This is a genomic window from Flavobacterium sp. (assembly GCF_049318185.1).
Taxonomy (GTDB): Bacteria; Bacteroidota; Bacteroidia; order Flavobacteriales; family Flavobacteriaceae; genus Flavobacterium.
In genome coordinates this window covers 19319-45714 of the sequence record NZ_JBMOGV010000007.1, presented here as the reverse complement: position 1 = coordinate 45714, position 26396 = coordinate 19319, and the positions used below count along the sequence as shown (strand labels likewise).

The window sequence follows — 26396 nt, the reverse complement described above, 5'->3', positions numbered from 1 at the left end:
TCATTTCAACTATCTCTTTTACTTTATCCAACGTAACATTTTGTTTTTCGCCTAGTGCTTTCCAACCTCTTTCTGTAAAACGATTTACAATAAAAGCTGCTGTGTTTTGGTAGTTGTCTGTATTTTCAGAAAGTTTTGTTTTCATTCCCATTTTGTGAAGAAAATCAACCGTTTTTTGAATTGCTTTTTCTGCTTTCTCTTCGATAGAGTTTCCAGTAATTTGCCAAACTCTTTCACCATATTGGGCTAGTTTATCTTTTTTAGTTTCAAATAAAACTCTATACAAGTTTGGACCAATAATTGCTAACGTTCTAGCATGATCTATTTCATATAAAGCAGTCAATTCATGACCTATCATGTGTGTTGCCCAATCTGAAGGAACACCTTTTTGAATTAATCCATTTAGCGCCATAGTAGCGCACCACATAAAATTGGAGGCCAATTTATAATCGGTTGGATTTTCAACAACACTTGGTCCTATTTCTGTTAAAGTTTGCAAAATACTTTCGGCTATTCTGTCTTGTAAAAGTGCATCATGTGGGTAGGTTAAATACTGTTCCATCACATGAGTAAATGCATCAACCACGCCATTTTGAATTTGTCTTTTTGGTAGCGAGGCAATCACATTTGGATCACAAATGGAAAACTTTGGAAATAATGCACTACCGCCAAGTACTAGTTTTTCCTGAGTTGCTTCTATAGTAACTACCGAACCAGAATTCATTTCTGAACCTGTTGCCGGTAAAGTTAAAACCGTTCCAAACGGGATGACTTTAGTGATATCTGTAAATAAAACTCTGTTTTTTAAAATATCTATAGGATTACCTTCAAAATGTACTGCGCCAGAAATAAATTTTACACCATCAATTACACTTCCTCCACCAACAGCAAGTATGAATGTAATGTTTTCAGATTTTACAATTTCGACCGCTTTCATCAAAGTTTCAAACCTTGGATTAGGTTCAATGCCACCAAACTCAACTATTTCAAAACCTGCTAGGGCCGCTTTAACTTGGTCATAAACACCATTTTTAAAAATGCTTCCTCCACCGTATGCCAAAAGAATTTTTGCACGAGCAGGAACTAATTTTGATAATTTTTCTGTTTGTCCTTTCCCAAAAACATAGTTGGTAGGATTGTATAATTCAAAGTTTAACATGGCAAATTTGTTTTAGAATACAAAGTTACAAAACACTTTATGGAACGAGTGGTAAAGTAATGTTAACTTATTTCTTGTAGAAATTATTATGATCTACATATTCCCATACATTGTAAGGCAATAAGGGTCTAATATTTTTTTTATTTTTAATGTTTTCACGAATAAAAGTGGACGATATTTCAACTATTGGAGCATCTATTTTATGTATGCGAGGATGATTTTTAAACTCTGAATTATCTTCTCCAACTGAAACTCTTGGATAAACATAAATATCGTGATGCTGCAAAATGTAGTCGTAGTTTTTCCACTTATGTAACGATTTTAAGTTGTCTTCGCCCATGATTAACGAAAAGGCATGTTGAGGATATTTTTCCATCAAGTGAGCTAATGTATTTACCGTATAATTAGGTTGAGGCAATTTGAACTCAATGTCAGAAGGTTTTATTTTTGGATACTCTTCTGTTGCCAAGTGAACCAAATGCAATCGCTGGTAATCATCAAGCAAAGTATTTTTTTCTTTGAGTGGATTATGTGGTGTTACGACCATCCAAATTTGCTCCAAATCAGAATGTTCCGCCAAATGATTAGCAATAATCAAATGCCCTACGTGAATTGGGTTGAAGGTTCCGAAATATAAACCGATTTTCATTAGTCTTAATACTTTATACTTAATTCTTAATACTAACTTTTAACAAACTCTTTTACCAATTCATAAGCTTCAGCCTTCGCTACATCCAAATCATAATTCTTAATAATGGTATCAAACTGTGGCGCTGTGGCTAGTTCTACGTGTGCTTTGGCAATACGCATATTGATTTTTTCGTCGGTTTCTGTAGAACGTTCTTTTAAACGGCGTTTTAATTCATCTACACTTGGTGGTTTTACAAAAACGGCCAGTGTTTCTTCTGGAAATTTATGTTTGATTCGCAATCCACCAGCCACATCGATATCAAAAATTACGTTTTTGCCTTTGGCCCAAATACGTTCAACTTCACTTTTCAAGGTGCCATAAAAATTATCGCGATATACCTCTTCCCATTCAATGAAATCCTCTGCTTTGATGTGTTTTTTGAAATCGGCAATCGACATAAAATAATAATCTTTCCCATGCTCTTCTTCTCCTCTTGGCTCCCGAGTTGCTGCCGAAATAGAGAATTCCAAATTCAATTCGGGCTGAGCCAATAAATATCTTACTATAGTTGTTTTCCCTGAACCTGATGGTGCTGAGAATACTAATAATTTTCCTTTATTCATTTTATGCTGAATTAATTTCAGTATCTGAAGATGTGTTGTCTATTTTATTTATTCTTTTCTCTATTCTCTTTAAAGAACATTCAAAACCTGTTCTTTGATTTTCTCCAATTCATCCTTCATCATTACAACCAGTTTCTGCATTTCGGAATGATTGGATTTGGAGCCCATAGTATTGATTTCTCTTCCCATTTCTTGAGTGATGAAACCGAGTTTTCTTCCGTTAGCTTCTGTTCCGGCAAGGGTTTCTATGAAATAATTTAAATGATTTTCCAAACGAACTTTCTCTTCGGTAATATCGTATTTCTCAAGATAAAAAATCAACTCTTGTTCAAAACGGTTTTCATCTACATTCTCTTTTAATTCATCCAAAGCCGTTCTCAATCTGATTTTTACTGTTGCTACTCGTTCAGCATCATATGAAACCGCCTTATTCATTAATGTCATGATATTAGCGATACGATGTAAAAATTCTTTTTCCAAAGAAACGCCTTCATCTTTTCTGAATTGTGCAATATTTTCTAGAGCTTCATCAATGACGGTCTGAATTTTTTTCCACTCGTTTTCATCAATTTCGTCTCGCTCTGTTTTTAATGCATCTGGCATTCTGATAGCCATTTTCATCAATTCTGTTTCATCAGCATTCGGAATTACGGCTTTCATCTGGTTGATATAACCTCTGACAATCGGCACATTGATTTTTGATGAAGTTTCTTCACCAGTAATTTCAACATACAATGAAAAATCTATTTTTCCGCGTTCTAGTCGTTGAGAAAGCTGGTTGCGTAAACCCAATTCCATTTCACGAAAAACAGAAGGCATTCGGGTATTTAAATCCAACCCTTTGGAGTTCAACGATTTTATTTCTACAGTAATTTTTTTGGCTGGTAATTGCAAAGTGGCTTTACCAAAACCCGTCATGGATTGTATCATTCGTGTGTTTTATTGACATCAAATATATGAAATAGTGATTAGTGATTCGTAAAAAGTGATTTGTTATTCTGATTTTCAAAGCTAATCGCTAATTACTGTTCCCTTTTTACTCGTTTTTTTAGTAACCAAATAAACTCCTGTAAAAATTAAAACTGCCGAAATTATTTTAACCCATGTCAATTCATCTTTTCCTAAACCCATTGCAAAAACGGTTGCGAAAAAAGGTTGCAAATAAACAAAAACTGCAATTGTGGTTGGGGATAATTCCCGCATGGAAAGTAAATTGAATAAATAGGTAATAAAAGTAGAAAAAACCACTACAAATCCAATTTTCCATAAAATGTCCATTGGAATAATAGCCCATTGAATAGCCTGAAATTCATTCCATCCGAAAGGTAAAACCATTATAAATCCGAAGGTATAAATCCATTTTACAAAAGTAAATGCATTGTATTTATCCATTAATTTCTTAACGATTACTAAGTAAATACCATATGAAAAAGCATTGGTAAAAACCAATAAATTACCTAAAGAAGCGTTAGGAGCATTGGCGACCGATTTTCCGTAGAGAATTAAAGTTATGGTTCCTGCCAATCCCAAAAGCAGACCAAAAACTATTCGTTTTTTCATGCGTTCTTTTATTATGAATGCTGAAAGAACTAATACAATCATGGGTGTGGTTACCATTAAAACGGCTCCCATTATTGGAGAAGTATAACTCAACCCTTTAAAAAAAGAAAGCATGTTTAATGCCACACCAAAGAAGGCGGCGGCAATAATTCGGGGAAAATCTCCAATTTCAATTTTTTCTTTAGGTCCGAAAATAGCAACCAACCAAAATAGAATTACTGAACCTCCTACACGCATCGTGATAAATCCAAATGGGAGAACGAATTTTGGCATTACATCTTTGGCAATAGTAAAGGTTACACCATAAATTATAGAAACTAATGTTGCCGCAAAAAGTGCTAAAGTTCTTCTAGACATTTTCCAACACTTTCAATACTTGCAACATATTTTGTTGCGAATTTCCGATGTAAATTTTATTATTAATAATAAAAACCGGGCGACTCAAAAAAGTATAATGTTCTAAAATATATTTTTTATAGTCTTCTTCGGTCAACGATTTATTTTTTAAATCCAGCGATTTATAGAGTTGTGCTTTTCTACTAAAAAGAGCTTCGTAACTTCCAGAAAGTGTCTGCATGTATTCCAATTCACTTGCGGTTATTGGGTCTTGTTTTATATCATGATAAACTAAATCGACACTTTTTGGCAATGATTTTATGATTTTTCTACAAGTATCACAAGAGGCGAGATAGTATATTTTATTGGTCATAAATTTCTTTTTACAAAAGTAAAACTTTTTATGACTACTAATCTTCCGTCAAAGGATTATTGTCATCTTAATTTTTAAAATATCTTTGCCAAAAACATTCATACAAATGAAATTCAATACCAAAGTTATACATGGCAATCAACACCATGAAGAAGTTACTGGAGCTGTTATGCCTCCGGTATTTTTAACCTCAACCTATGCCCAAGTTTCACCAGGAAAACCTGTAGGCGAATATGAATATTCTCGTGCTGCCAACCCAACGCGTCAAGCGCTGGAAGATGCTTTGGCGAGCATAGAAAATGGCGCTCGTGGTTTGGCTTTTTCTTCAGGATTAGCTGCAACCGATTGCTTGTTACGTTCTTTTAAAGCAGGTGATGAAATCATAGCGATGGATGATTTATATGGTGGAACTTATCGTTTATTCACTAGAATTTATAAAGATAGTGGCATTAAGTTTCATTTTGTGGATATGAATGATATGGAGAAGTTCCAATCTTTGATTAATGAAAATACCAAATTGGTTTGGGTAGAAACACCAACCAATCCATTAATGAAATTAGCAGATATTGCTGAAATTGCTAAGCTCACTAAAAAACACAACATTCTTTTTGCAGTAGACAATACTTTTGCTACGCCTTATTTGCAAAAACCATTAGATTTAGGCGCTGATATCGTAATGCATTCTGCCACAAAGTATCTTGGAGGACATAGTGATGTCATTGCTGGAGCATTAGTCATTAAAGATGTCGCTCTTGGTGATCAATTGCATTTTCAAATGTTTGCTACAGGAGGAACTTTAGGCCCAATGGATAGTTTCTTAGTTTTGCGTGGAATTAAAACCTTGCATTTGCGGGTGCAAAGACATTGTGAAAACGGAGAAAAAGTCGCTGCTTTTTTAAGCAATCATCCCGAAGTAGAAAAAGTATATTATCCGGGATTACCTGATCATCCTTATCACGAAGTTGCCAAAAAACAAATGAGCGGTTTTGGAGGTATGGTTTCTTTCACATTCAAATCAGGAAAAAAAGGGGATGCTGTATCTTTTTTAGAAAAATTAAAAGTTTTCACTTTAGCAGAATCTCTTGGTGGTGTTGAGAGTTTGGCTAATCATCCGGCGCTAATGACACATGCTTCTATACCTGAAGACAAACGAAAAGAAATAGGAATTACTGATGACTTGGTTAGACTAAGCACAGGTGTTGAAGATATAGATGACTTATTAGCTGATTTAGAACAGGCGTTTAGGTAATAAAATTTAGAATTTTATTTTTACAAAAAACTAGATTGGCTATTTGCTCTTTTTATAAAGCGGAACTGCTGAACAGGCTTCACCATACATTATGCTCTTGGCAAAAGGCTGCAGTTTTTGAACTGCCATAATGTAAGCACTTTCGGGAACCGGTTTTTTAGAACAGCCTTTTAAGATAACTGATTTGTCTTGGTATTTTGAGTAATCTAATGTTGGTAAAATTTCTTGGAATAATGCAGTTTCTAAATCATTGAGATTTCCTAAAACTACTTTTTTTGCAAAAGTGGAAATATATGTTGTAACTAAAATGGTTGCCCAAGCCGGAATAATGGCATCCGTAGAACAATGAATAGCCACAAAGTGATTTTGAAATTGTGCCCAATCATAGTTTTTCAATGCTTCGCGAAAGTCTTTTTCTTTGAGCAGAAAACCTTCAATTAACCATTGTGAAATATCAATTTGTGTTCGAATACCCATTGGATAATAATCTTCCAAATCGAAAACTTCGAGTGCAGAATTAGCAACTTTATTTACAATTTCATCTTGCATTTTATAACATGCCAAGCTCTAATTTTGCTTCTTCGCTCATCAAGTCTTTGCTCCATGGTGGGTCAAAAGTGATTTCCACTTCACAAGATTTTACCGTGTCTATTTTTTGGATTTTTTCTTCTACTTCGCGAGGTAATGTTTCTGCCACAGGGCAATTAGGCGAAGTTAAGGTCATCAAAACTTTTACATCGTTGTCTTCGTTAATCATCACATCGTAGATTAAACCAAGTTCGTAAATATCTACTGGAATTTCTGGATCGTAAATTCCTTTTAAGGTTTTTACCACATTTTCTCCTAAGTTAATTTCGTCTTTGAATTCTTCCATTTAAGCTGAATTTATTTTACTGCGTCAGTTCGCTGCGCTCGTGTCAGCATCTCTGCTGAAGTTTGTTATTTTATTCTAATTTTTAGCATTAAATGCCAAAGCATACATTTTTATTTGTTTTATCATAGAAACTAAACCATTGGCACGTGTTGGCGATAAATGTTCTTTTAGTCCAATTTCATCTATAAAATCCGTATTAGCTTCCAAAATATCTGCTGCTTTTTGATTGGAAAATGAACGAATTAAAATGGCAATTATTCCTTTGGTTAAAATGGCATCACTATCGGCAGTGAAAACTATTTTATCTTCATTTTGTTCTCCATGAACCCAAACTTTCGACTGGCAGCCTTTGATGATATTGTCTTCGGTTTTGTATTGTTCTTTTATAATTGGCAATCCTTTTCCAAGTTCAATGATGTATTCGTAGCGCTCCATCCAATCGTCAAACATCGAAAATTCATCAACTATGTCGTGTTGTATTTGTTCTATTGTCATTTTAGTTAATTTATTTCCGTGTTACTCTTCTTTGGCTAATGAAACAATTTTATTGACTAGTTTTTCTATTTCCTGCGGCGGAAATCCGTTATCAAAATCTTTAGTTTCATAATTTTTATCTTGATAACTAACTTTCAAATGAGCAATGGCCGCTCCATCATAAAATCGTTTTTGTGTTGGGTCTTTTAAATTCGGTAATGCCTCTAAATTTATTTTTTCGAAAGCAGCTACTAGTTCTTTCCAATCAGCATCTGAAATTGTTATTTCTTTTGGGGCTTCTTTGCCATTTCTGTCTCTAGAGATGATTGCTTTTTGATTGGCTACAACTATTTTTTGAAAAAAACCACGTGTCGAGGCAGTATATTGAATGGTGGTTTTTTTTATGTCATTTTGCACTTGGGAAGTACAACTTTTTCCAAGGAAAATGGTTAGTAAAATCAATGAGATTGCTTTCATTTTTTTATTTTTAAGATAACATCATTTTTGCTTTTTTAACCGCTTCAATCATTAAATCTATTTCTTCCTTAGTATTATAAAACGCGAAACTTGCTCTTATAGTTCCTGGGATTTTATAAAAATCCATAATTGGTTGTGCACAATGATGTCCAGTTCTTACTGCAATGCCTAATTTATCTATAATCGTGCCAATGTCATAAGGATGAATTCCATCAATATTAAACGAAATTACGGAAGTTTTTTCTCTTGCGGTACCGAAAATTTTTAATCCTTCTATTTGTAACAATTTATCTGTCGCATATTCTAGCAATTCATGTTCATATTGCGCAATGTTTTCAAAACCTATTTCATTTAGATAATCAATGGCTGTTCCAAGTACTATTCCGGCTTCAATGTTTGGTGTTCCGGCTTCAAATTTATGAGGCAAATCAGCATACGTAGTTTTCTCAAACGAAACCGTGGCTATCATTTCGCCTCCACCTTGATAGGGCGGTAATTTGCGAAGCCATTCTTCTTTTCCATATAGAATTCCAACTCCTGTTGGTCCGCAAATTTTATGTCCAGAAAACACATAAAAATCACAATCCAAATCCTGGACATCGGGCTTTAAATGAGGAACCGCTTGTGCGCCGTCAATCAAAATTGCAGCGCCAACTTCATGCGCTTTATCAATCATGTATTTGATTGGGTTAATAGTTCCCAAAGCATTGGATATATGATTTACGGTAACAATTTTTGTTTTTGATGAAAGTAAATCATCATATTCTGATAAAATTAATTCTCCCTTGTCATTCATTGGAATAACGCGCAACGTTGCTCCCGTTCTTTCGCAAAGCATTTGCCAAGGCACAATATTACTATGATGCTCTAAAGCTGAAACCAAAACCTCATCACCAACTTTTACTAGTGAAGCAAAACCATTGGCCACAGCGTTAATAGCATGAGTCGTTCCTGAAGTAAAAATCACTTCATACGAAAATTTTGCATTAATATGATTTTGGATTTTACCACGAGAAATTTCGTAAGCATCTGTTGCCAATTGGCTTAATGTATGCACCCCGCGATGAATATTGGCATTAATTTCTTGGTAATATTTTGATATCGCATCAATAACTACATGCGGTTTTTGGGAAGTGGCACCGTTGTCAAAATAGACTAATGGTCTGCCATTGACTTTTCGAGAAAGTATTGGAAAATCAGCCCTGATTTTTTGTATGTCTATCATTACTTTATTTAGAAAAACGCTAAATACAAAAATAGAAAAAACGAAGTGTAAAATGCCATGAATTCAAGAATATTTATGATTTGTTTGTGGCTCACAAGATTTTATTTTTATAAATTGCTTTAAATTTGTTAACATGAAAAAATTTCTTAAAATCTTCGGTGTTTTACTTCTCTTTTTACTGATTTATTTACGATTATCCATTTATCCTCAACTCGATTTAATTTCAGGATTTTCGGCAAAAAGTGTGGCTTCAGGGCATTTTATTGATGGTAGAAGTTTGGGAACCATTCAACAAGGCGACAATGATATTGATAAAATAGACTGGGCAACCAATAAAATAGAGGATAAGCAAAGATTTGTAACTTCCAATGTTTATGGATTAAAAACTCGAAAAGCCATTTACCGTGAAGGATTAGGCGCCACCTTAATCAATGATGAATTTGATGTAAACAAAACTTATGAAGTTCCAAAAAGAAACAAAACTAGAAACAATTTAGCCTTTCCTTTTGGAAATTTAGAGCCAAAAGACACGCTGTTTTCAAATATTGATTATGACAAATTAAATATTGTTGTTGACAATGCTTTTGACAAAAAAGCAGAAAAAAACAAACGAACTCGCGCTGTGATTGTGATTTATAAAGACAAAATCATCGCCGAAAAATATGCCGATGGATTTGATAAAAACTCCAAAATATTAGGTTGGTCCATGACCAAAAGTTTGACGGCAACCTATTTCGGAATTCTGCAAAAACAAGGGAAACTCAATATCATGAAACCAGCGCCAATTGCCCAATGGGCGGCTGATGAACGTTCAAAAATCACTATTAATGATTTGCTTCACATGAACTCTGGTTTGGAATGGGAAGAAAATTATGGTAAAATATCCGATGTGACCCAAATGCTTTTTATTGCAGAAGACATGACGCAATCACAAATTAACAAGCCATTTGTTGGAAAACCTAATAACACTTGGAATTATTCATCGGGAACGACTAATTTATTATCTGGAATTCTGCGAAAACAATTCAAAACCCACCAAGACTATTTGGATTTTTGGTACAGTAGTTTATTGGATAAAATCGGTATGAATTCGGCTTTGATTGAAACTGATATGGCCGGAAATTTTGTGGGATCATCCTATGGCTGGGCAACTACGAGAGATTGGGCAAAATTTGGATTGCTCTATTTACACAAAGGCAACTGGAATGGAGAACAACTTTTTGACCCAAGTTGGTCCAACTATGTGGCAACTCCAACAAACGGTTCCAACGGAAAGTATGGCGCTCATTTTTGGCTCAATACCAATGGTGATTTTCCCGATGTGCCAAGAGATTTTTACCGTTGTAGCGGCTATCAAGGACAAATGGTGGCAATATTCCCAAGCCAAGATTTGGTTTTAGTAAGAATGGGATTGAGTGAGGAATTTGATTTTAACGGGTTTTTGAGCGGCGTTATTTCAAGTATAAAATAGGTTCTTTTACGACAAACTATTTTCTACAAATCAAACCCTAAATTCACACCTAGTTTAGTGGCAATAATTATAGTAATTCGTTTTTTGAGTTCTGGAATTTTGATGCTTTCAATGACTTCGTTAGAGAATGCGTACATCAATAATGCCTTGGCTTCTTTCTTTGGAATGCCTCGTTGTTGCATATAGAACATGGCGCTTTCGTCGAGTTGACCAATGGTACATCCGTGGGAACATTTCACATCATCGGCAAAAATCTCCAATTGTGGTTTGGCATTAATTGTTGCTTTATCGCCTAGTAAAATATTATTGTTTTGCTGGAAAGCATCTGTTTTTTGGGCTTCTTTTTCGACAAAAATCTTACCGTTGAACACTCCGGTTGCACTACCTGCTAAAATGGTTTTGTAATTTTGGTGGCTTTCGCAATTTGGCGTTGCATGATTTACCAACGTGAAATGATCCACATGCTGTTTGTCACCAATTATGGTAATTCCTTTTAACGTGCTATCAATTCTTTCGCCAAAATGATAAAAATTCAGATTGTTTCGAGTGATGTTTCCGCCAAAAGAAAACGTATGCACCGAAACAAAACTTTCTTGTTGTTGAGAAATATAGGTATTGTCAATCAAATCTGCTGATTGTAGATCGTTTTGGATTTTATAGTAATCAACTATCGCTCTTTTTTGAGCAAATATCTCAGTTACCGAATTCGTCAGCACCGGATTTTCGTTTAAACTTTGATGTCTTTCAATGATTTGAACATGCGCATTTTCGCCAACAATGACTAAATTTCTGGGTTGTAACATCAAAGCATTTTCAACTCCTGTTGAAAAATAAATAATTTCGATTGGTTTCTCCACCACTTTACTTTTCGGGACGTTGATATACGCTCCTTCATTGGCAAAAGCAGTATTTAAAGTCGTTAACGTTTCGTCTTTGCTGGCTATTTTGTTGAAATATTCATCAATGGCTATTTTGTATTTTGGTTTGTTCAACGCCGAAGACATCAAACAAACATCCAATCCTTCGTGAGTTGTTGCTGACAAAAAAGAAGAAAATTTTCCGTCTACAAAAATGACTTTGTGTGTGTCAATTTCGTGCAGGAAATATTTTTTCACATCTGCAAATTCTAAAGTATTTTCATGTTTTGGAAACACAGAATAATCATTTTTCAGGATTGCATTCAGTGAGGTATATTTCCAAGCTTCCTCTTTTTTGGTAGGGAACCCTTTGTTTTCAAAGTTTTTTATAGCGGAAGTACGCACATCATGAAGTTCAGAATGAACATCGATTTGCTCTTCAAAAGCCATAAATGAGGATATAAGTTTATCTTTTAATTCCATGTTTTTTTGTTGTCGGTTGTCGGTTGTCGGTTGTTGTTTTTAACAGAAAACTGACAACTTTTTTAAACTTCTAATTCAGCTTTAATCCAATCGTATCCTTTTTCTTCTAACTCGTAGGCCAATTCTTTTCCGCCCGATTTTACGATTTTCCCGTCCATTAATACATGAACAAAATCTGGAATGATATAATCTAATAATCTTTGATAATGTGTGATTACAACCACTGCATTATTTTCGTTTTTCAATTTGTTAACGCCATTGGCAACGATGCGAAGTGCATCGATATCCAAACCTGAATCGGTTTCGTCAAGAATGGCTATTTTTGGTTCTAGCATTGCCATTTGAAAAATCTCATTACGTTTCTTTTCTCCACCAGAAAAACCTTCGTTTAGAGAACGTGACAAAAACTTGCGATCAATTTCTAATAATTCTGATTTTTCACGAATTAATTTCAGCATTTCGTTTGCTGGCATTTCTTCTTTTCCGTTGGCTTTGCGGCTTTCATTGATGGCTGTTTTCATGAAGTTCGTTACTGAAACTCCCGGAATTTCCACCGGATATTGAAATGAAAGAAAAACACCTTTGTGCGCTCTTTCTTCTGGAGCCAATTCTGAAATATCTTCACCTTCTAAAAGGATTTCGCCTTCTGAAACTTCGTATTTTTCATTTCCTGCAATGATGGAAGCAAGTGTACTTTTTCCGGCACCATTTGGACCCATGATTGCGTGCACTTCGCCAGCATTTACTAGAAGGTTGATGCCTCTTAATATTTCTTTATCGCCAATTGAGGCGTGTAGATTTTTTATACTTAACATTTTAATTGTTGTTTCAGGTTTCAAGTTTCAGGTTTATTAATCCGTAATTTTGAAACATTTGTTCATTTAATACTTTTTAAATTCATGCTCTGTTTGTTTTAGCTTAGGTATCAAATTGAAACCTTAAACTTGAAACAAATCTAACCGACGCTTCCCTCTAAGGAAATTTCTAACAACTTCTGTGCTTCCACTGCAAATTCCATTGGCAACTTGTTCAAAACTTCTTTACTGAAACCGTTTACGATTAACGCAATCGCTTTTTCGGTTGGAATGCCTCGTTGGTTGCAATAGAATACTTGGTCTTCCCCTATTTTAGATGTTGTGGCTTCGTGTTCAATAATTGCTGAAGAATTTTTACTTTCGATATATGGAAATGTATGTGCTCCACAATTATTTCCCATCAACAAAGAATCACATTGTGAAAAGTTACGAGCATTATCGGCATTGGCACTAATTCGAACCAAACCACGGTAACTGTTTTGAGATTTTCCAGCTGAAATTCCCTTGGAAATAATAGTTGATTTGGTATTTTTACCCAAATGTGTCATTTTGGTTCCTGTATCGGCTTGCTGAAAATTATTGGTAACCGCTATCGAGTAAAATTCGCCAATTGAATTATCGCCTTTTAAAACTACCGAAGGATATTTCCAAGTAATTGCAGAACCTGTTTCTACTTGCGTCCAAGATATTTTCGCGTTTTTTTCGCAAATTCCTCTTTTCGTCACAAAGTTGAAAACACCGCCTTTACCTTCTTTGTTTCCAGGATACCAGTTTTGAACCGTTGAATATTTAATTTCGGCATTGTCCAAAGCAATCAATTCTACGCAAGCTGCGTGCAATTGATTTTCATCGCGACTTGGTGCGGTACAACCTTCAAGATAAGAAACATAACTACCCTCATCGGCAATTAAAAGTGTTCTTTCAAATTGACCTGTTCCAGCTTGATTGATACGGAAATAGGTTGATAATTCCATAGGGCAACGAACACCTTTTGGAATATAACAGAAACTTCCATCCGAGAAAACAGCCGAATTTAATGCCGCATAAAAATTATCTTTTTGCGGTATAACCGTTCCTAAATATCGCTGAACTAAATCTGGATATTCTCGAATTGCTTCGGAGATACTCATAAAGATAATTCCTTTTTCTGCCAATGTTTTCTTGAATGTAGTGGCGACCGATACCGAATCGACAACAATGTCCATAGCAACATTGTTCATCATTTTTTGTTCATCAATAGAAATGCCTAACTTTTTATACATTTCTAAAAGGTCTGGATCTACGTCGTCTAATGTTTTATTTGGATCTGCTTTTTTTGGTGCTGAAAAATAAGAAATGGCTTGAAAATCGGGTTTTTCATAATGTACATTGGCCCATTCTGGTTCAATCATTTCTTGCCAAGCACGAAAAGCTTGAATGCGCCAATCAGTCATCCATTGTGGTTCCTCTTTCTTTTTAGAGATAGCGCGAACAATATCTTCATTTAATCCAATAGGAAACGTTTCCGATTCTAAATCAGTATAAAATCCGTACTCGTATTCTTTGCTTTCGAGTTCAACTTTTAAATCGTCCTCAGTATATTTTGCCATTTGTTTTTAGTCTTAATATTTAAAAGTCTAAAGGCTTAAAGCCATCTCAAATCTTTTGACTTGATGGTTTTCGGCATTCGACTAAAGTGAAAACGATTCTCCACAACCACAGGTTCTCGATGCATTTGGATTGTTAAACACAAATCCTTTTCCGTTTAATCCGCCAGAAAATTCTAAAATGGTGCCGGCCAAGTATAAAAATGATTTTTTTTCAACGGCTATTTTAACATGATTATCTTCAAAAACTTTATCATTTTCACCTAATTCTTTGTCAAATTTCAATTCATAGGACAAACCTGAGCAACCACCACTTTTTACGCCCACACGAACATAATCTATGGCAGCATCAAAACCATCATCTTTCATCATGTCGATGATTTTTTTACTTGCAGTATCAGAAACTTTAATCATGCTTATTTTGATTTTGTCTAAATAAAGGACAAAGTTAACACAAATATCTGTTTTTGCTACTATTGCTAACATTTTTATAACTAATAAGTAGATAGAAAAAATCAATTTTTAATTCTGTAAATTTGTGGAAAGAATTGAAAATGAAAATATACCCAATAGAAGCCGGGAATTTTAAACTAGATGGCGGCGCTATGTTTGGTGTAGTCCCAAAAACCATTTGGAACAAAACCAATCCAGCAGACGATAATAATTTGATTGATATTGCGGCAAGATGCATGTTGATTGAAGATGGCAATAGATTAATACTAATTGATAACGGCATGGGAAACAAACAATCGGAAAAGTTTTTTAGCTATTATTCTCTTTGGGGAACGCATTCGCTTGATACATCTTTGGCAAAATATGGTTTCCATCGGGATGATGTGACTGATGTTTTTTTAACGCATCTCCATTTTGATCATTGTGGCGGCAGTGTCAACTGGAACAAAGACAGAACAGGATATGAATTGGCTTTCAAAAATGCAAAATATTGGACTAATGATAATCATTGGGAATGGGCAACCAAACCTAATCCAAGAGAAAAAGCTTCTTTTCTTTCAGAAAACATTCTGCCGGTGCAAGAAAGTGGACAATTGAATTTCATTAAAAGGCCGGAAGGCGATTTTAGCTTTGCAAAAGAAATAAATTTCGAGATTTTTTATGTAGACGGTCACACCGAAAAGATGATGATTCCGCATATTAAATACCAAGATAAAACTATTGTTTTTTGTGCTGATTTAATTCCTACTGCTGGTCATTTACCTTTGCCTTACGTTATGGGTTATGACACGCGACCGCTTTTAACCATGCCTGAAAAATCAAAATTTCTTAATAATGCAGCAGAAAAAAACTATTACTTATGGTTAGAACATGACGCTCACAACCCTGTTATCACAGTGGAAAATACCGAAAAAGGTATCCGACTAAAAGAAGTTTTCCGTTGTGAAGATTTCTTAATTTAGTGTTAACAAGTTCAGTAATTATATATAAAGACAATATTTTTAGCCTATTAATAAAAACAAATTTATCATGATGAAACTAAAACCTTTCTGCATTCTGATAGTAGCCCTTACGGCTAGTGCTTCTGTTAATGCACAACAAAGCATCACTGCTTTTAATGCCAAAAAAACTGAATTATCTGAACTTCAAAAGCAACGTTGGAGTAATTTAGATTTAAAAAAAGACTCTATCCCTGGAATGAGTGTGGATAAAACCTATTCTGAACTTTTGAAAAACAAGAAAGGCATCAAAATTATTGTAGGTGTTATTGATTCAGGTTTAGATATTGATCACGAAGATTTAAAAGGAAAAATCTGGACCAATACTAAAGAAATTCCAGGTAATAATATAGACGATGACAAAAACGGTTATATTGATGATGTTCATGGATGGAATTTTCTTGGCGAAGCAACTAACGAAAATTTAGAATTAACTCGCATTGTTAAAAGAGGAGATGACGGATCGGAAGACTACAAATCAGCGAAAGTGGAATTAGATAAAAAAATTGCCGAATTAACTCCACAAAAAAAACAAGTGGACATAATTGTAGCAGCCGACAAAGCCATTCGCGAAGAATTGAAAAAAGATAAATATACTCTAAAGGAACTTAAAAGTATTGTTACTACCGATGCTAGTTTAACTCGTAGTAAAATGATTATGTCAAGCATAGCGTCTGAGGCGGGAGAAGGTTTTCAAGAGGAAATAAAATCTTATTCGGACTACGTTTATGACCAATTAAATTATAATTTGAATTTAGATTTTGCTGGCAGAAAAGTAAAAGATAATCCAGATGATATGAAGGAAACACATTATGGTAACGGAAATGTTAAAGGGCCAAATGTAGAGGATGCGCTTCACGGTACTCACGTTGCAGGAATCATTGCTCAAATTCGTGGAAACGGAAAAGGTGGCGATGGTGTAGTGGCAGATAAAGTAGAAATTATGGCTGTTCGTGCTGTGCCAAATGGAGATGAATACGACAAAGACATCGCTCTTGCAATTCGTTATGCTGTAGATAACGGTGCTAAAGTTATCAACGGAAGTTTTGGGAAAGATTATTCTCCTCATAAAGAATGGGTTTGGGAGGCAATAAAATATGCCGCAAAAAAAGATGTTCTAATTGTACACGCAGCTGGTAATGATGCAAAAAATGTTGATGTTGAACCAAACTTCCCAACAGATGAAGTTAGCGGAAAAGAAATAGCGGATAACTTGATTACTATCGGAGCTTTAAACAATGTTTATGGATCAAAAATAGTAGCCGATTTTTCTAATTATGGCGCTAAAAATGTAGATGTATTTGCTCCCGGGGTAGAAATTTATGCCACTATTCCAAATAATAAATACAAATACGAACAAGGAACTTCCATGGCGTCTCCAAATGCAGCAGGGGTTGCGGCATTAATACGTTCATATTACCCAAAACTTACTGCTTCTCAAGTAAAACATATTTTAATGGATTCTGGAACTCCAATTTCAGATAAAGTTATCGTAGATGAGGCTAAAAAAGAAATGCCTTTTGCAAACACTTGTGTTTCTGGTAAAATTGTGAATGCTTACAATGCTTTACTTATGGCAGAAAAAATGGCTACAAAAAGCAAAGCGAAAAAATAAAAAATTCAAATAGAAAAGGAAAATAAGCCTCTTCCTTTTTTCTTTACTAATTATGAAAAAAATACTTTTATTTCTACTTTTCGGATTGGTGGTTCCAAAACTAATAGCACAAAAATCCAACTATTGGCAACAACACGTTGACTACAAAATGGATGTTACCATGGATGTAAAAACCTACCAATACCATGGGAAACAAGAACTAACTTATACTAATAATTCTCCAGATACTTTGAAACGAGTGTTTTATCATTTGTACAACAATGCTTTTCAACCAGGAAGTGAAATGGACATTCGTTTGCAAAACATTTCCGATCCCGACAGCAGAATGGTCAATAAAGTAAAAAATGCCGATGGTAAAGAAATCAAAGAAAGTCGCATTGCCAAATTACAACCTAAGGAAATTGGGTATTTGAAAATTTCTAATTTCAAGCAAGATGGTGCTTTGGCTTTGGCTAAAGAAGTGGGCACCATACTCGAAGTAACTTTAACCAAACCAATTCTTCCTGGAAAATCAACAGTTTTTACCCTTGATTTTGACGGACAAGTGCCTTTGCAAATACGTCGTTCGGGTAGGAACAATAAAGAAGGTATAGAACTTTCTATGGCACAATGGTATCCGAAAATGGCTGAATTTGATTTTGAAGGTTGGCATGCTGACCCATACATCGCTCGAGAATTTCACGGCGTTTGGGGTAATTTTGACGTAAACATCACCATTGATAAAAACTATATTTTGGGCGGCAGTGGCTATTTGTTGAATGCTAATGACATTGGCTATAACTATGAAGAGGCGGGAGTAAAAGTAACAATTCCAAAAAAACAAAAAACTATGACTTGGCATTTTAAAGCGCCTAATGTGCATGATTTTACTTGGGCAGCTGATAAAAACTATATTCATGACAAATTACTTAGGTCTGATGGGGTAACGCTACACTTTTTGTATAAAAACAACCCCGATATCCTAGACACTTGGAAACAAGCGCAAGCCAAAACCTCTGAAATCATGGATTACTATAACAAGATTGTAGGACAGTATCCTTATAAGCAATACTCAGTGATACAAGGTGGCGATGGCGGTATGGAATATGCCATGTGTACGCTAGTTTTGGGCGAAGGAAAACTGGATGGCTTTGTAGGCTTAATTGCTCACGAAATGGGGCATTCATGGTTCCAACACATCTTAGCAAGTAACGAAAGCAAACACGGCTGGATGGACGAAGGCTTTACTTCGTTTATCGAGGATTTGGCAGTAAATGAACTCGCAGAAAAAAAAGCAACCAACCCATTTGCTGGTGCTTACAAAGGCTATTATTTCTTGGTTAACTCTGGCAAGGAGCAATCGCTTTCTACCCATTCGGACCGATTTGACAGTAACCAACCCTATAGTATTGCGTCTTATAGCAAAGGTGAAATTTTTTTGAGTCAATTGATTTATTTGATAGGCAAAGACAAATTGATGAAAAGTCTAAAACGCTACTATGCCGAATTTCAGTTCAAACACCCAACACCTAATGATATCAAACGCACGGCAGAAAGAGTATCGGGTGCAAACTTAGATTGGTATTTGACCGATTGGACGGAAACCAATAATACGATAGACTATGGCATTAAAACTGTGGAAAGAGCAACAGATGGTGTGCCAAGAACTGGCGTAACCTTAGAGCGAATTGGCAGAACACCTATGCCGATGGATGTTTTGGTAGAATATACCGATGGCACTAAAGAAACATTCTATATCCCGCTGCGCATGATGAGTTTTGAAAAGGAAAATCCAACACCGGAAATTAAAAGAACTGTTTTGTCGGATTGGGCTTGGGCGTATCCTACTTACTTTTTTGAAATTCCAAAAGCAAAGAGTGCTATCAAGAAAATTACTCTGGACCCAAGCGGTCTTATGGCCGATGTAAAACCCGAAAACAATAGCTTGGAAACTAGATAGCAAACTAGCTCTTTAAAAACTTTAATGCCTAAATCATGATTAAAATAGCATAGTTTGAACTAGCTTTTTTTATGGAATAGAATTTGTAGCTTTACGACAAATATTTTTTGAGTATGAATTATCTAAAAATTCTTTTGCTTGTTGCGGTTTTTAGTTTGGGTTTTCAAAAGAGTGCAGCCCAGCCTATTCGTTTTAAAACCAGCAGTCTTAGTTTTACCGACAAAAAAGACGACGGCTCTTGGAATGATTGGTCTGATTTTGTGGCTGCCAATATACTCATAACCCTTGATGCCAAAAAAGATTTAATTACCGTCAACTCCTCCGAAGTGCAATCTTTTAAAATCATAGCCTATGGTGACATTGAAGATACTGACGAGATCAACATAGTTCCGTTTGAGTGTATAGACAACAAGTTTTCGAAGTGCAAAATTTTCATCATTACCAAGAAAAAAGAAAACAACCGAATGCAGGTATACATCAATTATAATGAAGTGAAATTCGTGTACAACATCTATAACGACAAGTAGCAAATGTCTTTTTCCTATCCAAAAGCAGAAAAACTTAAAAGCAAAAAAATCATTGATTTGTTGTTTTCCCAAGGGAAATCGGTGGGGAAGTTTCCTTTGCGATTGGTATATATCCCTTTTGATTTTGAAGAGGAAATGCCCCTAAAAATGGGGGTTTCGGTATCAAAAAAACATTTTAAACATGCTGTAGATAGAAATTATTACAAGCGAGTGTTGCGGGAGTGTTACCGACTGAACAAACACTTGCTCACCGACCATTTGAAACAAAAATATTGCCTAATGTTTTTCTATCAAACCAGCGAAAGATTGCCCTACGAAGAAATTAACGATAAAACCATTCAACTATTTGTAAAATTTATAAAAACAATAAACGCGGGAACCTAAAATTTCACCATTTTTGTTAAAGAATTTTTTGCTATAAAAACTTTATAATTATGTTTTCAAAATTCAAAAAAAGATATGTAATCACAATACTGCTTAGCGTATTTTTTTTCGTTGGGGTTAGTTTCAAAGATGATTTCTTTGAAATAGCGAAGCAGATAGAAATTTTCACCACACTATTTAAAACAGTGAATCAAAACTATGTAGATGAAGTCAATCCTGCAGAGTTGATGGACAAAGCTATTAAAAGCATGTTGTCTGATTTAGACCCCTATACCAATTATTTCAACGAGCAGGACGTGGTCAAATTTAAAATCAACAACACAGGCGAATACACTGGAATTGGCGCTATGATTACCAGAAAAGACGACAAACTCATAATCAAAGAACCTTACAAAGGGTTTCCTGCAGATAAAGCAGGGTTGAAAGCAGGTGATGAAATTACACAAATAGGCGATGTGCTTTTGGCGGACTTTAAAGACGATGCATCGCAATTGTTGAAAGGTGCTAAAAACACGAAAATTGATATCAAATACCTGCGTCAAGGAAAACCTATGACTACACAATTGGTACTTGACGAAGTTGATGTCAAAGCCGTTCCATTTTATGGTAAAATTGATGACAAAACAGGTTATATCGTATTAACGCAATTCACCCAAAAAGCCTCATCAGAAACCAAAGAAGCTCTAGAAAAACTGAAGGCTGATGGCGCTACTCAAATCGTGTTGGATTTGCGTGGCAATCCAGGAGGATTGTTGAATGAAGCGGTTAACATTTGTGGTTTTTTTGTTGATAAAGGCGAAACGATAGTATCTACAAAATCGAAAAACACTATATTTAATAACATCTATAAAACTACTCACGAACCTATTGATGCTAAAATTCCTTTACTGATAATCGTTGACGGAAAAAGTGCTTCAGCTTCAGAAATTGTCTCGGGCGCATTACAAGATTTAGACCGAGCTGTGATTATTGGCAGTAGAAGTTACGGAAAAGGTTTGGTACAAAGACCGTTTGATATGACTTATGGCACTCAAGTAAAAGTGACTATTTCTAAATATTACACCCCATCTGGAAGATGTATTCAGGCATTAGATTATGCACATAAAGATAAAAACGGTAAAGCCATTAGAACTGATACTAAAAATTATAACGCTTTCAAAACCAAAAAAGGAAGAACCGTTTATGATGGTGGGGGAATTTTGCCTGATGTGGAACTAGAAGCTACGAAAAAAAGTTCCATTGCAGAAGCCCTAGAAAAAAACGATGGAATTTTCAAGTATGCGACTTACTATTATTTCAAAAATCCGTCTCTTGGTGAAAAAATTCCAAATATTACTGATGCTGATATTGCAGACTTAAAAACTTATTTGAAAAAAGAAAAAATTGATTTCAATACGGAAACCGAAATAGCGCTAAAAAACACTTTGGAAAAAGCCAAAAAAGAAAATATTGACTCTGCCATAATTTCTGAATACCAACAACTCTTGAACGCAATTCAAAAAAGTGAAGAAACCTTGATTGACATAAATAAAAAAGAAATTAAAAATTTACTTTTAGACGAACTAATCAAACGCTATCAATACAAAGAAGGACTGTATCAATACTACATTAAAAATAATTTTGAAATTAAAAAAGCAGTTGATGTTTTAAACAATACCATTGAATATAATAAGATTTTAAAGATTTAAGATGAAACTGCTGAAATATTTTCCGCTATTATTATTTGGTTTACTTCAGGCACAAGAAGAAGTTGTACATTCTGTTTACTTTGAATTTGATAAATTTAAATTAGACGATAAACAAGCAACGGAAGTGGTAGATTTTATTAAAAACACGGATTCTACTCGAATAGAATCTATTGAAATTTTTGGTTATACTGATGATGTGGGTAAAGATGATTATAACTTTAAACTCTCTACCGATCGTGCTACGACTATTCAAAGTAAATTAATAGAAAACGGGATTACCAGCAAAATTATAGTAACTATTGAAGGCAAAGGAAGAATTCTTATTGACGATGATATTGTAGAAGATCTTCCCGAAAAACGTTCAAAAAACCGTCGTGTCGATGTGGTTTTAAATTTAAAACCATTACCCAAGATTATCATTCCTGGCTTTTATAACACCATTCAAAAAAACCATGTAGTAGGTGACCATATTTATTTGGACAATGTATTATTTGAAAGAGGCAGCAGTAAACTAAACTTTAAAACAAAAACCGCATTAGATAGAATTGCGAAACTGCTGATTAAATATAAAAATCTGCAATTTGAAATTCAAGGCCATGTATGTTGCACTCCACCGTATCAAAAAGAAGCCATTGACTTAGATACTAAAAAACGTCAACTCTCTACCAACAGAGCTCAATCAGTATATAAATATTTGATTTTTAAGAAAATTTCAAAAGACAGAATGACTTTCAAAGGTTATGGTAATACTGTTCCGTTAGGTAAAGGAACAGAATATGACAGAAGAGTGGAACTAGTAATTACAAAAATATAGTTTACTCTTTTTTCATTTCAATATGGGGAATATCGTCTTCGAGATACATTTCGCTGCTTTGAATAAACCCATGGCTTTCGTAGAATTTTTTTAAATATAATTGGGCAGAAATGGTAATTTTTGTTGCTTCAAAATGGGTTTCGATTGCCTGAATAGCTTCTCTCATTAAAATGTGTCCCAGTTTATTTGCTCTAGAGGATTCTTTCACCACCACACGACCTATGGATGCTTGTTCAAAATAGTCTGCAGGTTTAAAAAGCCTTGCGTAAGCTACTATTTTGCCTTTATCTTCCCCTGTCAAGTGCAACGCTTTTTGATCTTTACCATCAATGTCTTGATAAACACAGTTTTGCTCGACTACAAAGACCTCGCTACGTAATTGTAGTAAATTATATAGATCATTAATAGTAAGTGTCTCAAATCGCCTTGTTTTCCATTCTAAATTCATGTTCTTTTTTATTTTTTGAATTGTATTGACTTGATAATGGCTTCTAATTCGAACATCAAATCTCTTTTTTCTTTGGATGGTGCATAACAAAACCCTTCTAAAACAAGAATTCTTCTGTTCAATCTATCAAAAATAGTGTAATTGATAAATGGTCCAGACATAAAATCATTTTTCATTTGCCAAGTACCTTTGGTTTCATAGGCCTTTCTTCCTGCTAAAATTGTTTTGGAAAAATAGGGAGAATAGGCTTCTTCTGTTACCATTTTTGTTCCTCTATCGGAACCATGAATGTAGCGTTTTCCAATTGAATCTCTAGTTTTTATAATATTATTAACGTAATTATTTGAGCGAATGTTGTTAAAAGGAATTTGATAAATCAGCAAGCTAGTATTTCCGCTGGTAATTTCGCTTTTTAACCAAATGAAGTTCTTTCTTCGCATTACATATTCATATTTAGAAGGAATAAGCAAATCGATATTAAATTTCTTTTGAATTTTTTTTGTGATTAATAAAGTATCTTTGAATATCTTTTGATTTTGAGCAATTTCCATTGTTCTCATTTTTTGGATAATTTCTGGGGTATACTTTTCTAAAACAGCTAAAATTTCAAATGTTGTTCTACCAGAAATATGAATGGAATTTTGAGGTGATGAAAATTCATTTTCTTTAATTTCAAATTTATTATCCGTATCCTTTTTGATAATAATAATATTTCTAGCATCAGTTGAAAAGCCCTCAAAGAGTTTAACCGGATATTGATTAATGGTAAACAATGGTTCTTCTTGAGGGAGTCCTAAAACCGGTGAGGCAAATTTATTTCTAATGCTATCGCCCACTTCGCCATTCCATAGTTGATCGTCAATAATAACGGCAATGGTATTAATTGCAGCTGAAGAATCTTTTGGAAGCGCGTCTTTTTTAAAAGAACAGGAACTCACCAAAGAGGCAATTATTAGGCATAAAAAAAGGGTTTTATTCATAACTGAAATAAAACCCAAATTTATAGAAGATTTTCGGATTAACCGTTAATTTTTAATTTCATGCCTGGTTTTAAACTTTCATTTTTAATGCCGTTCCATTTTTTAATATCTGAAATAGATACGCCTGGATATTTTTTGGCAATGCTAAATAAAGAGTCTCCTTTTTTTACATAGTACAATCTCACTTCATCTCTTTCGTTTGAAGCTACAGTTTCTTTATTAGAAGATTTTGTTTCGCTTATGGCAACTTCTGTTTTTGAAACAATAATCTTCGTTCCAAGTTTCACATTATTGTCTTCAAGTTCGTTCCATTCTTTAATATCGGCAACTGACACATTGTATTTATGAGCAATACTTGCAATATTATCTCCTTTATGAACTTTATATTCTACAATTTTTGTTTCTGTTTTTGGAGCTTCTTCTTTAGCCGATTCTTCTTTGTTAGCTAATGATAATTTTGATCCCAATTGAACGTTCAAATCGTTAAGATTATTCCATTTTTTTAAGTCTTCTAAACTAACATTGAATTTTTTTGCAATGCTAAAAAGATTATCGCCTCTTTGAACCTCATAATAATCACTTGCATTTTGATTAGTATCCGTGTTATTTTCATTAGAGGCAACTGCTATTTCTATCTTATTATCAACAATTGATTTGTCTGCCTTTACTTCTTTTTTAACAGTGGTAACAATTCTCTCGTTTTTAATAATTTTTAGACTTCCCCCAACTGCTATATTGTTACTTTTAATTTTGTTCCATTTTTTAACCTCTGCAACAGAAACACCATATTTATTGGCTACTTCTCCAAGGTTATCACCTCTTTTTACTTTATGGTATTTAACAATGTCTTTAAAAGTAACCACTTTTTGTTCTTTGAAAATTTTAGTGGTATTTGATGCTAATGCTTTTGATTCTTTTACAGAAGTAGTATCTGGTTTAGTGATTTTTTTATCTGTAAAAGCAATGCTTTCTGTGGTATAAATTTTTAAACTTCTTCCTTTTGGTGCTTTACTTCCCCTTATGTGATTCCATTTTTTAAGTTCAGCCATTGTGATTCCATATTTATCTGAAATCTCACTTAAACTATCGCCTCTTTTAACTTTATAATATTTAACTCTAGAGATGCTTCTTGTTTTGGAAGAATCTCTCGAGGCCAACATGGTTTCATAGGGTCTTTCTCTTCTGCTATATTCATAATTTGCAAAACCATAAATCTTATCTTCATTAGATGTGAATATGGCTATTTTGTCGATTGGTAATCTTAAATAATGATTCTCTCCTGTAATAAAAGGAATTTCTTCTCTTTTATAGGAGGGATTTAAAAACTGCAATTCAGCGACTGGAACATCTAACAAATCTGAAATTTGTTTGAACGTAAGTGCGTTTTTAATCATTACCGTATCGGTTGCGAAATGATTAGCGATAGCTTTGTCTGGTTTTATTCCGTGCTCTTTATGATATTCGAAAATATACATAGTAGCCAAAAAAGCTGGCAAATAACCTTGTGTTTCTTTAGGTAAAAATTTTCTAATGTTCCAATAATTTTGTTTTCCGCCTGAACGTCTGATGGCTTTGGCCACATTTCCTGGTCCAGAATTATATGATGCTAAAACCAAATCCCAATCGCCAAAAATTTTATACATGTTGGTCATGTATTGGGACGCTGCATTACTTGCTTTCAAAGGATCACTTCTATCATCAACATAAGAATTAATAGTTAAATCATATTGTTTCCCTGTTTGATACATAAATTGCCATAAACCTGTTGCACCTACTCTTGAAACTGCTCTTGGATTTAAGGCTGATTCTACAACTGCTAAATATTTAATTTCTAGCGGAATGTTTTTTGCTGCCAAAGACTCTTCAAACAATGGAAAATAAAATTGAGAAACGCCCATCAATCTTTCAAAGGCTCTTTTTCTGTTCTTTAAAAAAGATTTTATTACGTTTTCTAGACCAACATTATACTCTATGTTAAAAGGTGATTTCTCATCCATTTTTCTTAATCTTTCTTTTAAAAGCTCTGTTGGTAGTTCGTAGTCAACTTTTTCATCAACATTAATATTTTTAATGTTTAAAGTCAATTCGTTATAAAGGTCTAAACTTGCTAATTCTTTCATCCAAAGACTATCTATACACGATGCAATATTATCATGCACAAAAGAAGCTTTGATTGAGTCTAAAACTTCTTTTTTAGTTTGAGGCTTTTTAAACGGGGCAATACTTAAATCATCCTGTGCAAAAATTACGGAGGAAGCTATTAGTAGTGCAAACGTTATTGTTTTTTTTATCATCATAACTTTATATTTATAAAGTGTTATATTTTTAAATCTAAATTGTTATTAATTAGCTAATTA

The 26396-nt window shown here is 34.2% G+C and carries 27 protein-coding genes; 9 read left to right on the top strand and 18 right to left on the bottom strand.

Annotation, left to right across the window (positions count from 1 at the left end; all coding sequences use genetic code 11):
• The 6 genes from ACOYLT_RS01650 to ACOYLT_RS01625 form a co-directional block, all read right to left on the bottom strand.
• A partial coding sequence (locus ACOYLT_RS01650) for an iron-containing alcohol dehydrogenase (RefSeq protein WP_422852096.1) occupies positions 1–1159 on the bottom strand: 1159 nt, incomplete at its 3' end.
• A 67-nt stretch (positions 1160–1226) separates the two neighbouring features.
• Positions 1227–1808 carry a nicotinate (nicotinamide) nucleotide adenylyltransferase gene (nadD, locus tag ACOYLT_RS01645; protein WP_422852095.1) on the bottom strand — a complete coding sequence of 194 codons (582 nt, stop codon included), beginning with the start codon at positions 1806–1808 and terminating at the stop codon, positions 1227–1229.
• A gap of 32 nt (positions 1809–1840) precedes the next feature.
• The gene (gene gmk, locus ACOYLT_RS01640; RefSeq protein WP_422852094.1) at positions 1841–2413 is read right to left on the bottom strand and encodes a guanylate kinase; all 573 of its coding nucleotides are present in this window, start codon (positions 2411–2413) and stop codon (positions 1841–1843) included.
• Positions 2414–2482: 69 nt separating this feature from the next.
• Complete coding sequence (locus ACOYLT_RS01635) at positions 2483–3343, bottom strand: YicC/YloC family endoribonuclease (RefSeq protein WP_422852093.1); 861 nt, start codon at positions 3341–3343, stop codon at positions 2483–2485.
• Positions 3344–3424: 81 nt separating this feature from the next.
• The gene (locus ACOYLT_RS01630; RefSeq protein ID WP_422852091.1) at positions 3425–4330 is read right to left on the bottom strand and encodes a DMT family transporter; all 906 of its coding nucleotides are present in this window, start codon (positions 4328–4330) and stop codon (positions 3425–3427) included.
• A complete protein-coding gene (locus tag ACOYLT_RS01625; RefSeq protein WP_422852090.1) occupies positions 4323–4682 on the bottom strand; it encodes an arsenate reductase family protein in 360 nt (119 codons plus the stop codon). The genes ACOYLT_RS01630 and ACOYLT_RS01625 overlap by 8 nt, the downstream gene beginning before the upstream one ends.
• A 106-nt stretch (positions 4683–4788) precedes the next feature.
• Between ACOYLT_RS01625 and ACOYLT_RS01620 the strand changes: the two genes are divergently transcribed.
• Positions 4789–5931 (top strand): cystathionine gamma-synthase, encoded by a 1143-nt coding sequence (locus ACOYLT_RS01620; RefSeq protein ID WP_422852089.1) that lies wholly within the window; start codon positions 4789–4791, stop codon positions 5929–5931.
• Between the two features lie 39 nt (positions 5932–5970).
• Here the strand turns inward: ACOYLT_RS01620 and ACOYLT_RS01615 are convergent, their stop codons facing one another.
• From ACOYLT_RS01615 to ACOYLT_RS01595, 5 genes are all read right to left on the bottom strand, one after another.
• Positions 5971–6480, bottom strand: coding sequence for a DUF2480 family protein (locus ACOYLT_RS01615; protein ID WP_422852088.1), 510 nt, complete (start codon positions 6478–6480; stop codon positions 5971–5973).
• A gap of 1 nt (position 6481) precedes the next feature.
• Positions 6482–6805: an SUF system Fe-S cluster assembly protein gene (locus ACOYLT_RS01610; RefSeq protein WP_422852087.1), complete on the bottom strand. Its 324-nt coding sequence runs from the start codon at positions 6803–6805 to the stop codon at positions 6482–6484.
• Between the two features lie 75 nt (positions 6806–6880).
• Positions 6881–7300 carry a SufE family protein gene (locus ACOYLT_RS01605; RefSeq protein ID WP_422852086.1) on the bottom strand — a complete coding sequence of 140 codons (420 nt, stop codon included), beginning with the start codon at positions 7298–7300 and terminating at the stop codon, positions 6881–6883.
• Positions 7301–7321: 21 nt separating this feature from the next.
• Positions 7322–7756 (bottom strand): hypothetical protein, encoded by a 435-nt coding sequence (locus tag ACOYLT_RS01600; protein WP_422852085.1) that lies wholly within the window; start codon positions 7754–7756, stop codon positions 7322–7324.
• A gap of 10 nt (positions 7757–7766) precedes the next feature.
• Positions 7767–8981, bottom strand: a complete 1215-nt coding sequence (locus ACOYLT_RS01595; protein WP_422852084.1) for an aminotransferase class V-fold PLP-dependent enzyme — start codon at positions 8979–8981, stop codon at positions 7767–7769.
• Positions 8982–9114: 133 nt separating this feature from the next.
• Here ACOYLT_RS01595 and ACOYLT_RS01590 point away from each other — a divergent pair, with 133 nt between their 5' ends.
• Positions 9115–10452: a serine hydrolase domain-containing protein gene (locus tag ACOYLT_RS01590; RefSeq protein WP_422852083.1), complete on the top strand. Its 1338-nt coding sequence runs from the start codon at positions 9115–9117 to the stop codon at positions 10450–10452.
• A 23-nt stretch (positions 10453–10475) separates the two neighbouring features.
• Here ACOYLT_RS01590 and sufD read toward each other — a convergent pair whose 3' ends face one another.
• The 4 genes from sufD to ACOYLT_RS01570 form a co-directional block, all read right to left on the bottom strand.
• Entirely contained in the window at positions 10476–11792 is a 1317-nt protein-coding gene (sufD, locus tag ACOYLT_RS01585) for a Fe-S cluster assembly protein SufD (protein ID WP_422852082.1), read from the bottom strand.
• A 62-nt stretch (positions 11793–11854) separates the two neighbouring features.
• Positions 11855–12607, bottom strand: coding sequence for a Fe-S cluster assembly ATPase SufC (gene sufC, locus ACOYLT_RS01580; RefSeq protein WP_422852081.1), 753 nt, complete (start codon positions 12605–12607; stop codon positions 11855–11857).
• Positions 12608–12747: 140 nt separating this feature from the next.
• On the bottom strand, positions 12748–14196 hold the full coding sequence (sufB, locus tag ACOYLT_RS01575; RefSeq protein ID WP_422852080.1) for a Fe-S cluster assembly protein SufB: 1449 nt from the start codon (positions 14194–14196) through the stop codon (positions 12748–12750).
• An 81-nt stretch (positions 14197–14277) separates the two neighbouring features.
• Positions 14278–14607, bottom strand: coding sequence for a HesB/IscA family protein (locus tag ACOYLT_RS01570; RefSeq protein WP_422852098.1), 330 nt, complete (start codon positions 14605–14607; stop codon positions 14278–14280).
• 140 nt (positions 14608–14747) lie between these two features.
• Between ACOYLT_RS01570 and ACOYLT_RS01565 the strand changes: the two genes are divergently transcribed.
• From ACOYLT_RS01565 to ACOYLT_RS01535, 7 genes are all read left to right on the top strand, one after another.
• Positions 14748–15608, top strand: a complete 861-nt coding sequence (locus tag ACOYLT_RS01565; protein ID WP_422852079.1) for an MBL fold metallo-hydrolase — start codon at positions 14748–14750, stop codon at positions 15606–15608.
• A gap of 67 nt (positions 15609–15675) precedes the next feature.
• Entirely contained in the window at positions 15676–17259 is a 1584-nt protein-coding gene (locus tag ACOYLT_RS01560; protein WP_422852078.1) for a S8 family peptidase, read from the top strand.
• Positions 17260–17311: 52 nt separating this feature from the next.
• Positions 17312–19198 carry a M1 family metallopeptidase gene (locus ACOYLT_RS01555; protein ID WP_422852077.1) on the top strand — a complete coding sequence of 629 codons (1887 nt, stop codon included), beginning with the start codon at positions 17312–17314 and terminating at the stop codon, positions 19196–19198.
• Between the two features lie 113 nt (positions 19199–19311).
• Entirely contained in the window at positions 19312–19725 is a 414-nt protein-coding gene (locus ACOYLT_RS01550; RefSeq protein WP_422852076.1) for a hypothetical protein, read from the top strand.
• Between the two features lie 3 nt (positions 19726–19728).
• Complete coding sequence (rnpA, locus tag ACOYLT_RS01545; RefSeq protein WP_422852075.1) at positions 19729–20109, top strand: ribonuclease P protein component; 381 nt, start codon at positions 19729–19731, stop codon at positions 20107–20109.
• 50 nt (positions 20110–20159) lie between these two features.
• Positions 20160–21797 carry a S41 family peptidase gene (locus ACOYLT_RS01540; protein ID WP_422852074.1) on the top strand — a complete coding sequence of 546 codons (1638 nt, stop codon included), beginning with the start codon at positions 20160–20162 and terminating at the stop codon, positions 21795–21797.
• Between the two features lies 1 nt (position 21798).
• Positions 21799–22611: an OmpA family protein gene (locus ACOYLT_RS01535; RefSeq protein WP_422852073.1), complete on the top strand. Its 813-nt coding sequence runs from the start codon at positions 21799–21801 to the stop codon at positions 22609–22611.
• Position 22612: 1 nt separating this feature from the next.
• On the opposite strand, the gene ACOYLT_RS01530 is transcribed toward ACOYLT_RS01535, so the two are convergent.
• The 3 genes from ACOYLT_RS01530 to ACOYLT_RS01520 are packed head-to-tail and all read right to left on the bottom strand — an operon-like array spanning position 22613 to position 26336.
• Entirely contained in the window at positions 22613–23059 is a 447-nt protein-coding gene (locus ACOYLT_RS01530; RefSeq protein WP_422852072.1) for a GNAT family N-acetyltransferase, read from the bottom strand.
• Between the two features lie 8 nt (positions 23060–23067).
• Complete coding sequence (locus ACOYLT_RS01525; RefSeq protein WP_422852071.1) at positions 23068–24039, bottom strand: DUF4837 family protein; 972 nt, start codon at positions 24037–24039, stop codon at positions 23068–23070.
• Between the two features lie 38 nt (positions 24040–24077).
• Entirely contained in the window at positions 24078–26336 is a 2259-nt protein-coding gene (locus tag ACOYLT_RS01520; RefSeq protein WP_422852070.1) for a LysM peptidoglycan-binding domain-containing protein, read from the bottom strand.
• Positions 26337–26396: the final 60 nt, after the last annotated feature.